12 protein-coding genes and 3 tRNA genes are annotated in these 13,164 nt (G+C 50.0%); 7 read left to right on the plus strand and 8 right to left on the minus strand.

The annotated features are described in order from the left end of the window. The first annotated feature begins 157 nt into the window (after positions 1 to 157). The 6 genes from D6C13_RS06330 to D6C13_RS06355 all read left to right on the plus strand — a co-directional run bounded on the left by D6C13_RS06330 (position 158) and on the right by D6C13_RS06355 (position 4,541). Positions 158 to 1,531, plus strand: a complete 1,374-nt coding sequence (locus tag D6C13_RS06330) for an MATE family efflux transporter (RefSeq protein ID WP_120131968.1) — start codon at positions 158 to 160, stop codon at positions 1,529 to 1,531. A gap of 225 nt (positions 1,532 to 1,756) precedes the next feature. Then, a tRNA-Val gene (locus D6C13_RS06335) sits at positions 1,757 to 1,833 on the plus strand. A gap of 28 nt (positions 1,834 to 1,861) precedes the next feature. Continuing rightward, positions 1,862 to 1,938 (plus strand) — tRNA-Val (locus D6C13_RS06340). 28 nt (positions 1,939 to 1,966) lie between these two features. Next, positions 1,967 to 2,043 (plus strand) — tRNA-Val (locus D6C13_RS06345). A 555-nt stretch (positions 2,044 to 2,598) separates the two neighbouring features. Further along, the gene (gene pykF, locus D6C13_RS06350; protein WP_120132072.1) at positions 2,599 to 4,011 is read left to right on the plus strand and encodes a pyruvate kinase PykF; all 1,413 of its coding nucleotides are present in this window, start codon (positions 2,599 to 2,601) and stop codon (positions 4,009 to 4,011) included. Positions 4,012 to 4,304: 293 nt separating this feature from the next. After that, positions 4,305 to 4,541 (plus strand): major outer membrane lipoprotein, encoded by a 237-nt coding sequence (locus tag D6C13_RS06355; protein WP_056773575.1) that lies wholly within the window; start codon positions 4,305 to 4,307, stop codon positions 4,539 to 4,541. Between the two features lie 202 nt (positions 4,542 to 4,743). Here D6C13_RS06355 and D6C13_RS06360 read toward each other — a convergent pair whose 3' ends face one another. From D6C13_RS06360 to sufA, 7 genes are all read right to left on the minus strand, one after another. Beyond that, the gene (locus D6C13_RS06360; RefSeq protein ID WP_120131969.1) at positions 4,744 to 5,760 is read right to left on the minus strand and encodes a L,D-transpeptidase family protein; all 1,017 of its coding nucleotides are present in this window, start codon (positions 5,758 to 5,760) and stop codon (positions 4,744 to 4,746) included. A 260-nt stretch (positions 5,761 to 6,020) separates the two neighbouring features. After that, complete coding sequence (sufE, locus tag D6C13_RS06365) at positions 6,021 to 6,434, minus strand: cysteine desulfuration protein SufE (RefSeq protein WP_120131970.1); 414 nt, start codon at positions 6,432 to 6,434, stop codon at positions 6,021 to 6,023. Positions 6,435 to 6,462: 28 nt separating this feature from the next. Further along, positions 6,463 to 7,683, minus strand: a complete 1,221-nt coding sequence (gene sufS / locus D6C13_RS06370) for a cysteine desulfurase SufS (RefSeq protein ID WP_120131971.1) — start codon at positions 7,681 to 7,683, stop codon at positions 6,463 to 6,465. Then, the gene (gene sufD / locus D6C13_RS06375) at positions 7,683 to 8,984 is read right to left on the minus strand and encodes a Fe-S cluster assembly protein SufD (protein ID WP_120131972.1); all 1,302 of its coding nucleotides are present in this window, start codon (positions 8,982 to 8,984) and stop codon (positions 7,683 to 7,685) included. The genes sufS and sufD overlap by 1 nt, the downstream gene beginning before the upstream one ends. Continuing rightward, positions 8,959 to 9,705, minus strand: coding sequence for a Fe-S cluster assembly ATPase SufC (gene sufC / locus D6C13_RS06380; protein WP_120131973.1), 747 nt, complete (start codon positions 9,703 to 9,705; stop codon positions 8,959 to 8,961). The genes sufD and sufC overlap by 26 nt, the downstream gene beginning before the upstream one ends. Positions 9,706 to 9,821: 116 nt before the next feature. Further along, positions 9,822 to 11,345 (minus strand): Fe-S cluster assembly protein SufB, encoded by a 1,524-nt coding sequence (gene sufB, locus D6C13_RS06385; RefSeq protein ID WP_120131974.1) that lies wholly within the window; start codon positions 11,343 to 11,345, stop codon positions 9,822 to 9,824. Positions 11,346 to 11,397: 52 nt separating this feature from the next. After that, positions 11,398 to 11,769: a Fe-S cluster assembly scaffold SufA gene (gene sufA / locus D6C13_RS06390; RefSeq protein WP_120131975.1), complete on the minus strand. Its 372-nt coding sequence runs from the start codon at positions 11,767 to 11,769 to the stop codon at positions 11,398 to 11,400. 458 nt (positions 11,770 to 12,227) lie between these two features. Here sufA and D6C13_RS06395 point away from each other — a divergent pair, with 458 nt between their 5' ends. Then, positions 12,228 to 12,632, plus strand: coding sequence for a hypothetical protein (locus tag D6C13_RS06395; RefSeq protein WP_112287950.1), 405 nt, complete (start codon positions 12,228 to 12,230; stop codon positions 12,630 to 12,632). A 112-nt stretch (positions 12,633 to 12,744) separates the two neighbouring features. Here the strand turns inward: D6C13_RS06395 and D6C13_RS06400 are convergent, their stop codons facing one another. Further along, the gene (locus D6C13_RS06400; RefSeq protein WP_120131976.1) at positions 12,745 to 13,164 is read right to left on the minus strand and encodes a hotdog fold thioesterase; all 420 of its coding nucleotides are present in this window, start codon (positions 13,162 to 13,164) and stop codon (positions 12,745 to 12,747) included.

The raw sequence follows: 13,164 nt of genomic DNA on the forward strand, positions 1-13,164 counted from the left end.
CCCCGTCTGCTTTCATTTCATTATTTAACCGCTCGTTAACAGCTTTGTTTGCTTAAAAATCCCGACAATGTACAATCTTCGGGCTATTCCCCCACTCTTTGCGGCCACCTTACGTGGCGATTTTTATTCAATATAATCAACAAAAAAAGGTGTATCTGTGCAGAAGTACCTTGCAGAGGCGCGGGTTTTATTAGCGCTTGCCATTCCGGTCATCCTTGCGCAAATCGCTCAGACTTCCATGGGCGTCGTCGACACCATAATGGCCGGCTCAGTCAGTGCCACAGACATGGCCGCCGTCGCAGTCGGGACCTCCATTTGGCTGCCCGCTATTTTATTCGGACACGGCTTATTACTTTCCCTGACGCCGACCGTGGCGCATCTCAATGGTGCCGGTCGCCGCGACAAGATTGGACATCAGATTCAGCAAGGCTTCTGGCTGGCTTCAGGTGTTTCCGTGCTGATCATCGCCGTATTATATCAATGCGACCATATTCTCAGCCTGATGCACAATATTGATCCCGTACTGAAGGCCAAGGCCGTCGGTTATTTACACGCCATTATGTGGGGTGCGCCGGGTTATTTGTTCTTCCAGGTGCTGCGCGACCAATGCGAAGGCCTGTCAAAAACCAAGCCGGGGATGGTTTTTGGCTTTATCGGTTTACTGGTGAATATCCCCGTTAACTATATTTTCATCTACGGTAAATTCGGTGCACCCGCCCTCGGTGGCGTCGGCTGCGGCGTCGCAACGGGAACTGTCTATTGGGTGATGTTCTTTATGATGCGATTTTATGTCCGTCATAACCGTGCCCTGCGTGACATACAACCTGCTACACGTTTTGCTAAACCCGACTGGGCGACGCTGCGCCGTCTTTCTCAGCTGGGCCTGCCTATTGCACTGGCATTATTCTTTGAAGTCACACTGTTCGCCATTGTGGCCCTGCTGGTTTCTCCGCTGGGCATTGTCGCCGTGGCCAGTCATCAGATAGCCCTTAATGTGGGCTCACTGATGTTTGTCGTCCCCCTTTCACTCGGTGTGGCGGCAACGATTCGGGTAGGTTCAAGACTGGGGGAATCTTCCGTTGAAGGCGCCAAAGTCGCTGCCTATACCAGTATTATGACCGGCATACTTATGGCCTGTTGTACCGCAACAACGGCGATTTTGTTCCGCGAACACATTGCTGCGCTGTATAACGACAGCCCTGAAGTGGTAACGCTGGCCTCGCATCTTCTGATTTTTGCAGCGTTGTTCCAGATTTCAGATGCCATCCAGGTTATTGGCAGCGGCATTCTGCGTGGCTATAAAGATACCCGTTCTATCTTCTATATAACGTTCATTGCCTATTGGGTACTCGGACTGCCGGTCGGATACATGCTGGGCCTTACCGATTTGCTGGTACCGCGAATGGGACCGAGTGGTTTCTGGTGCGGATTTATTCTGGGGCTGACCTTTGCAGCGCTGATGATGACGTTGCGCATGCGCTGGTTACAGAAGCAACCGTCCTACACGATTTTGCAAAAAGCCGGTCGCTGACTGATCTGCTGTTTTCTCCCACGCGCTGATAAGCTCTCTTACGGCGCGCGGGATTTTGTATCCGTGCAGTGCCTGATATGCCTAAAAAAACAACGCAATGCGCATTCGCTCGACAGTCACGCACAATATGACAGGAAAATGTCTTTTTTCCCTTGCCAGTATTCAGAGAGGTCGTTAATATTCGTCCCCGTCGCCAACACTGGCTGACAAAAAAAGAAAAACGATGCGTCCGTAGCTCAGTTGGTTAGAGCACCACCTTGACATGGTGGGGGTCGGTGGTTCGAGTCCACTCGGACGCACCAATTTTCTCGCAGTACCGTTGCATGATGTGCGTCCGTAGCTCAGTTGGTTAGAGCACCACCTTGACATGGTGGGGGTCGGTGGTTCGAGTCCACTCGGACGCACCAATTTTCTCGCAGTACCGTTGCATGATGTGCGTCCGTAGCTCAGTTGGTTAGAGCACCACCTTGACATGGTGGGGGTCGGTGGTTCGAGTCCACTCGGACGCACCAAAGCAACGTTCTCTCTTTCCTCTGTGCTGTCAATTCTGATTCAAATCCCAACACTAAAATCTCCGAACACCCTTTTCTGTTTACGTCCAGCGTTTCTCAGCGACATCCGTTTGTATTTTTTTAAGATTATTTGTCACTTGTGTCATTTTCGATCGCAGCGTGAAAAAAATGTTGTGACCTGCTGATTTATACGCTGCCCGCATTGGGTAAATTCAAAACAACGTTCCGAAATATGCCCTAAGCTTGCGCAACATCACGTTTTTTATTTGGTTTCCCAACCCGTTCCCCTCTATAATACGCATCGTCTCTTCGATTGAATGGTTTCAGCCCCTTGATCTGTCGATATCGCCCTAATAAAAGCGTGACCACTCCAGTAGCGATGATAAATCGCACAAATCGCTATGCTTTGGCTGAACTTACTACACCATTCCTTTCACAGTCTTCTACGCTTAGTAATGATTTGATTCAACCAGGCACCATCCAATTTCCGCGCGGGCAGCAATGCTGTCAGGCAAACACTTTTCCAATCCATCACAACTTGTAGATAAAATCGTCATGAAAAAGACTAAAATTGTTTGTACCATCGGCCCGAAAACCGAATCCGAAGAAATGCTGACCAAACTGCTTGATGCAGGCATGAACGTTATGCGTCTGAACTTCTCCCACGGTGATTATGAAGAGCACGGTCAGCGCATTCAAAATATCCGCAACGTGATGGCGAAGACCGGTCACAAAGCGGCAGTTCTGCTCGACACCAAAGGTCCTGAAATCCGCACCATGAAACTGGAAGGCGGCAAAGACGCTTCTCTGGTTGCGGGTCAGACTTATACCTTCACGACTGATCAAAGCGTTATCGGTAACACCGAGCGCGTTGCAGTCACTTATCAGGGCTTCGCAGCTGACCTGAAAATCGGCAACACCATTCTGGTCGATGACGGCCTGATCGGTATGGAAGTGACCAACGTCTCTGAAACCGAAGTCACCTGTAAAGTGCTGAACAACGGTGACCTGGGCGAGAACAAAGGTGTTAACCTGCCAGGCGTTTCTATCGCACTGCCAGCGCTGGCTGAAAAAGACAAACGTGACCTGATCTTCGGTTGTGAGCAAGGCGTTGACTTCGTCGCGGCTTCTTTCATCCGTAAACGTTCTGACGTTCTGGAAATCCGCGAACATCTGAAAGCACACGGTGGCGAGCACATCCAGATCATCTCCAAAATTGAAAACCAGGAAGGCCTGAACAACTTCGACGAAATCCTCGAAGCTTCTGACGGCATCATGGTTGCACGTGGCGACCTGGGTGTTGAAATCCCGGTTGAAGAAGTTATCTTCGCGCAGAAGATGATGATTGAGAAATGTAACCGTGCACGCAAAGTGGTTATCACCGCTACGCAGATGCTCGATTCTATGATCAAAAACCCACGCCCTACCCGCGCTGAAGCAGGCGACGTGGCTAACGCCATCATCGACGGCACCGACGCAGTTATGCTGTCTGGTGAAAGTGCGAAAGGTAAATACCCGCTGGAAGCTGTGACCATCATGGCGACCATTTGTGACCGTACTGACCGAGTAATGCAAAGCCGCATCGATGGTCAGAACGACAACCGCAAACTGCGTATTACTGAAGCCGTTTGCCGCGGTGCTGTAGAAACTGCTGAGAAACTGGATGCGCCACTGATCGTTGTCGCAACCAGCGGTGGTAAATCCGCTAAAGCTGTGCGTAAATACTTCCCGCATGCCACTATCCTGGCTCTGACCACCAATGAAATCACCGCACGTCAGTTGATCCTGACCAAAGGTGTTGTGACTCAGCTGGTAAAAGAAATTGCCTCTACTGATGATTTCTACCGTATCGGTAAAGAAGCCGCCATCGAAAGTGGTCTGGCTCAGAAAGGCGACATCGTAGTAATGGTTTCTGGCGCACTGGTTCAGAGCGGCACAACAAATACTTCATCGGTACATGTTGTTTAATTAAAAACGGCACCAAAAGCATTAATGAACGCCGCGTAAAGTGGCGTTCATTTATTCAAAAAGTATCTTGTTTCATAAAAAGTGCGAAAAGCGGTAGCAGCAAAATTGGGATAAGTCCCATGGAATACAGCTGTTTTCGCAGCAATTTTTAACTTTTTCGTAAAAAAAGATGCTTCTTTGAGCGAACGATCAAAATATAGCGTTTACTGGCAAAAAATTATTCTCATTAGAAAATAGTTTGTGTAATACTTGTAACGCTACATGGAGATTAACTTAATCTAGAGGGTTTTATAATGAATCGCACTAAACTGGTACTGGGCGCTGTAATCCTGGCTTCAACTATGCTGGCTGGTTGTTCAAGCAATGCTAAAATCGACCAACTGTCTTCAGACGTTTCTACTCTGAACTCTAAAGTTGACCAACTGAGCAACGACGTGAACGCAATGCGTTCTGACGTTCAAGCAGCTAAAGACGATGCAGCTCGCGCTAACCAACGTCTTGACAACCAAGCTCACGCTTACAAGAAGTAATATTTACTTCTCTAGTTCAATGGCGCACTCAGTGCGCCATTTTTTTTGCCTGCAATTTACCCTCCCCGTTGTTCATCTGGCATGACCTTCATCTTTCCTCTTTTTTAAAACGCTCCCTATGGCACGCCTGAATATCGGACGTAAAAAAGGAGCCATAATGGCTCCTTTAGAAAAAATCGCTTCTGAATCGTTTCTGTAGCGCTTACTGCGCGCTTGCGGTTGTCACTCCAGATTGGTGTGCCGCAGCAGCCGTTTGTGGCTCATTCACAGGGGGTGGTGTATCTGTCGCCTTATCACCCACACTCACTACAACCGGCATGCCTGAACGGCGCGTAATCGCCTCTTTTACCATGGCGGCATTAGTCTCATCGTTCTTGATGAATTTCTTCATGGCAGCGGTCAGCGGGATCGGTTTGGTTTGCGGATCATCCTTTTCTGTATGCGATAAAGGCTGATGCACTTCGATATAACGCTTACCGTCCGGCTCCACGTCATATTTGATTGGCTGATTCACAATCTGCACCCGTGTCCCTTTTGGCACCGAGTTAAACAGCGCCTCGATATCGTCAGGACGCAGACGGATACAGCCTGAACTCACGCGCATACCAATACCAAAGTTGGCATTCGTGCCGTGTATCAGATACTGCCCTGTTCCGGCTGACAGACGCATCGCGAACAACCCCATCGGGTTATCCGGTCCGGCAGGCACCATTCCCGGCAAGGTAATGCCATCTTTCAGATACGCTTTGCGGATATTTACCGTCGGCGTCCAGGTAGGGTTAGGGATTTTCTGGCTGACTGATGTCACCATCTCCGGCGTATTGCGACCCAGCTGACCAATACCAATCGGATAGACGATGACTTTATCTTCGCCTTTCGGATAGTAATACAGACGCAGTTCCGCCAGATTCACCACAATGCCTTCGCGTTTTGTGTCGGGTAACAGCATCTGTGAAGGAATAGTCAGTACGGTTCCCGCTTTTGGCAGATAGGGGTCAGTACCGGGGTTAGCTTCCAGCATAGCGATCAGGCCAATCTGATATTTGGCTGCCACGTCTTCCAGCGGTTTACCGTCATTAGGCACCACATAAGTCGTGTTTTCGCCAATCAGGCGGCTGTTATCCGGCGGCAAAGGGTATTCTGCTGCACTTGCAGTCATGGAATGCGCTGCCACAAAAGTGCCAACTAACATTGCCAGAAGGGGTAATGCGCGTCTCATACTCAGTCCTTTTTCGGCCTGCACTCAGACAATCTGAGGCAAGACAATTTTCTCGTCTGGTAATACTAGCAGCGCAGAATCTGGTGGCAATCAAACCACAGAAAATCAGAAAGTTACCTGAAGTAAGTCTGAAGAAAACGACAAAGATAGTGAATTGAAAAATCAGACTAAAAAGGAAATGCGAAAGGGAGAACGGGGAATTTGCCTTGCTCATTAGCAGACAATTCCTAATGAGCAAAGCAGCATGACGGTAGGCTATATTAAGACAGCTGTGCAGCCTTAGCACGAATCGAGCGGATCATCGCTTCCAGCCCTTGCGAGCGGGAAGGTGTCAGATGCTGGCTCAGTTCCAGTTCAGTGAAGAACGGACGCACATCCAGCTCAACGACATCACGCGGCGTTAAGCCCTGATACAGGCTGAACACAATAGCCACCAGACCTTTTACGATGGCAGCATCACTGTCACCCTCAAAGGTCAGCGCACCATTTTCATCCGTACGCATCACAATCCACACCTGGCTCTGGCAGCCGGAAATCAGGTTTTGATCCTGACGATATTCTTCTGCCAGCACCGGTAACTGGCCACCCAGTTCGATCACATACAGATACTTCTCTTCCCAGTTCGGGCACCGGGAAAAGTTTTTAACTAACTTATTTTTATCGGGCAAAGCCATAACAACATCCTGATCAAGGCTGGCAGGATTAACCCAACAGCCGGTGAATACGTTGCAGTCCTGCGACCAGACGGTCGACTTCTTCACGGGTATTGTACATCGCGAGCGACGCGCGGCACATAGCCGGTACACCGTAGAAGGACATTAACGGCATCGCACAGTGATGACCGGTGCGAATGGCAATTCCGTATTGATCAAGGAAACTGCCGACATCATAGGCATGGTGTTTACCCAGATTGAACGCAATCACCCCTGCACGCGTTGTCGGGCCGTAAATTTGAATATCCGGCACCTGCTCCATCGCTTTCAGCGCGTAGTCCATCAGTTCCTGTTCATAAGCGTGGATGTTCTGCAGGCCCAGTTCAGTCACATATTCGATGGCAGCACCCAACCCCATAATACCGCCGGTGTTCGGGGTACCCGCTTCAAAGCGCCACGGGGCTGCTGCAAAAGTGGTGCCTTCTGTCAGGCTGACATGCTTGATCATCGAGCCGCCGCCTTCCCACGGTGGCATCTGATCCAGCAAGGCTTTGCGACCATACAGAATCCCAATGCCGGTCGGCCCGTACAGTTTATGCCCGGACCACACGTAGAAATCACAACCCAGCGCCTGAACGTCTACCGCGTGATGCATAACTGCCTGTGCGCCATCCACCAAAACGGTCAGCCCGGCGGCTTTCGCCTGAGGAATGATTTTTTCGAGCGGATTAACGGTGCCCAGCACATTGGAAACATGTGCCAGAGTCAGCAATTTAGTGCGCGGCGTGATCAGGGATTCGAGCTGCGATAAATCAAGCTCACCTTCCGGCGTCAGATGCCAGACGTCGATATGCAAACCACGTTCTTTCGCCAGCATCTGCCAGGGTACGATGTTCGCGTGGTGTTCCATTTCGGTCAGAATAATGTGGTCGCCGGGCTGCAAAAATTCGCGCCCCCAGGTATTAGCGACCAGGTTAATGGCTTCCGTGGAACCTTTCACGAAGACAATTTCTTCTGCCGACTCAGCATTCATGAATTGTGCGGCCTGCGTGCGGACGTTTTCCATCTGCTCGGTCGCTTCTGCGCTCATTGTGTGAATGCCGCGGTGAACCGCAGCATAACCTTGCTCGAAGAAAGACATTTCACGTTGAATGACCTGACGCGGTTTCTGTGCGCTGGCCGCGCTGTCAAGGTAGGCCAGCGGCTGGCCGTTAACTTCACGGCTCAGTACAGGGAAATCGCTACGTACTCTTTCCAGTGGAAAACTCATTACTTACCTCGATTTAGCCGGCCTGCAATACGGGCAATCACGACTTCACGCAGGGTTTCATTCTCAATGGCTTCCGTCAGTTCAGCGGCAAAAGCAAAGATGATCATTTGCTGAGCATCCTGCCCGCTGATCCCACGGGTACGCAGATAGAAAAGCTGTTCGTCGTCGATACGACCCACAGTCGCACCGTGGCTGCACTTCACGTCATCGGCATAAATTTCCAGCTGCGGTTTGGTATCAACCTCAGTGTGTTTGCCCAGCAACAAGTTGTTGTTGGTCATTTTGCCGTCGGTTTTCAGTGCGTGCTGAGCCACTTTGATCATGCCGTTGAAAATCGCTTTAGCACGATCGTTCACGATCACTTTATGCAACTGGTTGCTGTTGCAATAACCTTTGTTGTGTTCCAGGTAAGTACGGGTATCTGCAATCTCAGAATCAACCGGCAGAACCAGGCTGTTAATGTTCAGGTTGCTGTTTTCACCGTTCAGCTGCGCACTGGTGTTGTTGCGGGTCAGGCCCGCACCCAGCAGGAAGCTGTGGCTGGAAACACGCGCATCACGACCGATAACCAGATCATTGTGCGAGAAATGGAAACTTGCCTGGCTTTCAAAGGCCAGTTTGTAATGCGCGAAATCGGCATTATCGCCCACGTTCACCGTCATACGTGCACCGGTGAAATGGCCGTGATCGTTGAGGCTGAGATAATGTTCGATAACCTCAGCTTTCGCCCCGCCTTCAATCGCCAGATGATAGCGATGATGCACGGTATTCATTTCGCGTGATTCACCACGACCGCTGCTCAGATGCAGCAGATACAACGGTTTTTCTGCCTGCTTGCCCGCGGGCAAACGCACAGAAAGAGAATCCTGCGCCAGGCTTTCTGTCAGGTGTAAAAACACCTCTGACTGAATCGGATCGGGCAAAGTTTGCTGCGCCGCCGGGCTCAGTTTCTCAATGTCAAAAGCACCGGTGTCTGAATCACTGAGATCGGCATCGAAACGACCATCAATGAACACCAGACGGTAACAATCGAGTGGCAGCGCCAGCGATTTGACATGATCAACAGTCAGTGCCTGTTGCTGCGGAGCAAAGAACTGATTACCCAGCAATGAAGAAACCGGGGTGTATTTCCAGTCTTCCAGTTTTGCGTGCGGGAAACCCAGGCGCAGCACCTGCTGCCAGTGTGCATGAGCGTGAGTGGATTGTTCACCACCACGGCTTTCAAAAAGACGGTAAAGCTGCTGCATGGCGTGCGAACTGCCCGCCGCAGGTGCATTACTCTTCGTCGGTAAGCCAGCCATAACCCTGCTCCTCTAACTGTTTAACCAAGGTGAAATCGCCGGATTTAACAATACGGCCCTGATACAGAACGTGCACGTAGTCAGGCTTGATGTAGTCGAGGATGCGCTGGTAGTGGGTCACGATAACGAATGAACGTTTGCCATCACGCAGAGCATTAACACCGTTGGAAACAATTTTCAGCGCATCGATGTCCAGACCGGAGTCGGTTTCATCGAGGATGCACAGGCTTGGCTCAAGGGCGGCCATCTGCAAGATATCGTTACGTTTTTTCTCACCGCCGGAGAAACCAACGTTCACTGAGCGGGTCAGCAAATCGGCAGGCATTTTCAGCATTTCGATTTTTTCTTCGATGAAATCAGCGAAGTCAAAACGATCCATAGGCTCCTGCCCGCGGTATTTACGGACCGCATTCACTGCAGTTTGCAGGAAGAAATGGTTAGTCACACCGGGAATTTCCACCGGGTACTGGAAAGCCATAAAGACGCCTTCACCCGCGCGATCTTCAGGAGCGAGTTCCAGCAAATCTTTGCCGTTGAACATGACGGAGCCATCGGTGACTTCGTAATCTTCACGGCCAGCCAGTGTCGCGGAGAGCGTACTTTTACCTGAGCCGTTAGGGCCCATGATGGCGTGTACTTCACCCGGTTTGATCTCCAGATCAAGGCCTTTCAGAATTTCCTTTTCTTCGACACGGACCTTCAAATTCTTAATGCTTAACATACGTATCCTTGAGTTTGCGCCTGCGCGCTCATAATTCTGTTTATGCTTTGCTGAACTAAAACCTGCCCGGCGCAGACGTCACACCACGCCATGCCGGGAGGAAAAACGTCGACGAATTAACCGACGCTATGTTCAAGACTGATGGCCAGCAGTTTCTGTGCTTCGACAGCGAACTCCAGCGGCAGCTCGGAAAAGACATCTTTACAGAAACCATTAACAATCATGGAAATAGCATCATCTTCACTGATACCACGTTGCAGACAGTAGAACAGCTGGTCATCGCCGATTTTTGACGTTGTGGCTTCATGTTCCAGCTGCGCAGTATTGTTACGCACTTCGACATACGGGAAGGTATGCGCTGCGCTGTCTGCGCCAATCAGCATCGAGTCACACTGCGTAAAGTTACGTGCGTTTTCTGCACTTGGCAGGATCTTCACCAGACCGCGATAGCTGTTCTGGCTGTGACCCGCAGAGATGCCTTTGGAGATAATGGTCGACTTGGTGTTTTTACCAATGTGGATCATTTTGGTGCCGGTATCCGCCTGCTGTTTGCCGCTGGTCAGTGCAACTGAGAAGAACTCACCGATAGAGTTATCGCCTTTGAGGATAACGCTTGGGTATTTCCAGGTGATCGCCGAACCGGTTTCAGACTGCGTCCAGGACATTTTGGAACCGGCACCTTCGCACAATGCACGTTTGGTCACGAAGTTCAGAATACCGCCGCTGCTGTCTTTGCTGCCTGAGAACCAGTTCTGCACGGTGGAGTATTTCACTTCCGCGTCTTTGTGCAGGATCACTTCAACCACCGCTGCATGCAGCTGGTAGGTATCACGAACGGGTGCAGAACACCCTTCGATGTAGCTGACGTAACTGCCTTCGTCGGCAATCAGGATTGTACGTTCAAACTGACCCGTTTTCGCGGCGTTGATACGGAAATAGGTCGACAGTTCCATCGGGCAACGCACGCCTTTTGGCACGTAAACAAAGGTCCCGTCAGAAGCAACGGCAGCGTTCAGGGCTGCGAAGAAGTTATCCTGCGCCGGCACTACAGTACCGAGGTATTTGCGCACCAGATCAGGATATTCGTGAATCGCTTCGCCGAATGAGCAGAAGATAACGCCTGATTCCGCCAGCTTTTCACGGTAGGTGGTGGACACTGAAACGGAGTCGAAGATTGCATCGACCGCCACTTCTTTGCCTTCACGAACCGGAACACCCAGCTGCTCAAAGGCTTTTTCCACTTCACTGGTCAGATAGTTTTTACCGTCGAGTGCAGGAATACTGTGAGAATCGGCCGGAGGTTGCTGCGTGGCGCCAGGCTGAGAACCGCAGGTATCATCGCAGCTGCCACATGATGGCGCGGAGTAATAACTGTAATCCTGATAATCAAGAGGCGTGTAATACGCTTTGAGCCAGTGCGGTTCTTCCATTTTCAACCAGGCATGATAAGCCTGCAGACGGAACTCCAGCATCCACTCAGGCTCATTACGCTTCGCGGAAATGGCACGCACCACATCTTCATTGATGCCTGATGCTAATTCATCGGTTGCCAGCTGGGTAAAGAACCCTTCTTTATAGTTCGTCCCCTCGCCGACCCAAGACTGCACATCATCTGGAATTTCTACGTTGCTTCGTGACATGTTGGTTACATCGCTTTGTTTACAATAATCTTAGAGACTGAAAGCCGTTGTTTTACAGGCCGAAACTTTCGCCACACCCGCACGCATGCTGAGCTTTAGGATTATTGAATTTAAATATCTGATTCAGTCCTTCGCGGACGAAATCCACCTCGGTTCCGTCGATGAAAGGCATGGCCTTCAGCGGAACAAACAGCAAAGCGCCGTCATGTTCAAACACCAGGTCATCGCTGGCCGGTTGTTTGGTTAAATCCAGAACGTAGCCAAAGCCGGCACAGCCCGATTGTTTCACCGAGAGCTGGAGACCTTTGACGTCAGAGTCCTGCGCCATCAGAGTGTTAATCTGTTTCGCAGCAGAATCAGTCAGGCTCACACCTTGCCATACGTTGTCGTCTAAAGAGAAAGAGCCGACAGTTTCAGTTTGCATCTGTCTTACCTCATAATTTTACGGTCATAGACAAGACCTATTGTCTCTATTCTAGTGATAACAGGTACCACTTCAACCTCTTGTTTTAAGAGGGTATAGCGATCGCCCACGAGGAAAGCCACTCAATGTGCATCGGGTTAACACCTGGTCGTCGGCGGGTCTTGAACACCACAACCATCAACTGATTGAATAAATTGTCAATTTTTTGTTAAAAATTAAAATTAACCTTATAAACATTGCGGGTTAATAGCTTTCATTGTGTCTATTATAAAACATTCATCGGAAATGCCTATTTATGAATTCGCCACAACCGAAAAAATTAAAGCTCTTTTTGCTTAACTGCCTGCACACAACAAAATGAAAAAAAACCGATGAAAACGTTGATCCGGCCATTTTTTGCCAATATGATGATCATACTTTGATAATGATTATCATTCAGATAACCCGGAATACTGAGAATGGCTCAATCGGTAAATGCGTGGTTGCAAGGCAAGATCGACGAATATAAATCGAATGTCCGCGATGCTACTGTGGATTTCTACATGGCTGATGCTGCCTTACGACGCCCTGATGCACATCTGTGCCAGCTCAAACGCTTCAACAACATCTGTCTGGAAATGGCGAATCTTTGCCTGCAAAACGGGGATGACCACAGCTATCTTCATGCGCTTTGCAAATTACACAACCGCCTGATCCTTGAAATCAACAGTGTTGTCCGCTGTGAACTCTTTCGTGTTCAGAGTTATCATTTTGCACGGCATACGTTAAAACTCATCTGTCAGTATTATGCCATGATGGGCATCTGGGAAAAAGCGACGGCCTTTCAAACTGACTTCGCAAAGCGAGTCCCTTTCCAGCTTTGATTTACTATCAATGCGTTACGAAATTCTTTAAGCCAAATAAAAAGGCGGACACCCGATTGATGTATCCGCCCTCCCCTGTCACACCACTCTGTGAAACTGATTAGCACCTGTATCAGTGATCAATGACCATCGTCGTTAACCTTGAAACGCAGCACAGATTTTGTTTCTCATCAAAAATTTCAATTTGCCAGACCTGACTGCGACGCCCTGCGCGCAATGCACGACATACGCCGCGAACATGTCCCTGTCGCGCTGAGTGCATATGGCTGGCGTTAATTTCCACACCGACCACTGTCTGGCTGCCTTCGCAGCATAAGTAGCCCGCCATCGACCCCATCGTTTCAGCCAGCACTACCGAGGCACCGCCATGCAACAGCCCAAACGGTTGTGTTGTGCGGTTATCCACCGGCATAGTGGCTTCGAGAAAATCTTCGCCGAGCTGAGTAAATTCTATTCCCACATGCCCGACCATACATCCCTGACTGCGCTGATTCAGGGCGTCCAGCGTGGTACTGCGTTTCCAGAGTGGCAT

The organism is Rahnella woolbedingensis (assembly GCF_003602095.1).
Lineage (GTDB): Bacteria > Pseudomonadota > Gammaproteobacteria > Enterobacterales > Enterobacteriaceae > Rahnella > Rahnella woolbedingensis.